Origin of the sequence: Streptomyces sp. MB09-02B (assembly GCF_033794485.1) — a bacterium.
GTDB lineage: Bacteria > Actinomycetota > Actinomycetes > Streptomycetales > Streptomycetaceae > Streptomyces.
Genome location: NZ_JARGEE010000953.1, coordinates 1 through 800, shown reverse-complemented (window position 1 = coordinate 800; position 800 = coordinate 1). Strand labels below are relative to the sequence as shown.

Sequence of the window (800 nt, the reverse complement as noted above, 5' to 3'; positions counted from 1 at the left end):
TGGTCGCTGCGCCTGCTGGAGAAGCACGTCGCGCTGATCGAGGACATCCCGGATCTGGACCACTCCACGATCGGCCGGGTGTTAAAAAAACGGAACTGCGTCCTCACGTGAAGAAGTGCTGGGCCATCCCGCCCGCGGCGAACGCGGCCTTCGCAGCGGCGATGGAGGACGTCCTGGCGGTCTACCGCCGCCCCTTCGATCCGGCGCGCCCGGTGGTGTGCATGGACGAGAAGCCCTACCAGCTGCTCGGCCACGTCCGCGATCCGCTCCCCGCGCAGCCGGGCCGCGACCGGCGCGAGGACAACGAGTACGTCCGCGCGGGAACCTGCTCGATCTTCTGCTGGGTCGAGCCGCTGCGCGGATGGCGGCGCGTGGACGCCCAGTCCCGCCGGACCAGGGTCGACTGGGCGCACCAGGTCGAGCACCTGCTGACCGTGGACTATCCCGACGCCGCCACGGTCGTGCTGGTCATGGACAACCTCAACACCCACACCACCGCCTCGCTCTACGAGGCGTTCGACCCGGCAAAGGCCTTCGCGCTGGCCCAGCGCCTGGAGATCCACCACACCCCCAAGCACGGGTCCTGGCTCAACATCGCCGAGATCGAACTGTCCGCGCTCACCCGCCAGTGCCTGGACCGCCGCATCGACGACCTCGCCCTGCTCAACGCCGAACTCGCTGCCTGGCAGCAGCACACCAACCGCAACCAGCGCCAAGTCGACTGGCACTTCACCACCGACGACGCACGCGTGAAACTACGCCACCTCTACCCAACCGCACAGCGAAATTAAGCCGCGACG

1 protein-coding gene is annotated in these 800 nt (G+C 68.0%); it reads left to right on the top strand.

Going from position 1 to position 800, the window contains the following annotated elements:
• Positions 1 to 107: 107 nt before the first annotated feature.
• Positions 108 to 791 carry an IS630 family transposase gene (locus tag P1P70_RS45285; protein ID WP_319248414.1) on the top strand — a complete coding sequence of 228 codons (684 nt, stop codon included), beginning with the start codon at positions 108 to 110 and terminating at the stop codon, positions 789 to 791.
• The last annotated feature ends 9 nt before the right edge of the window (positions 792 to 800 follow it).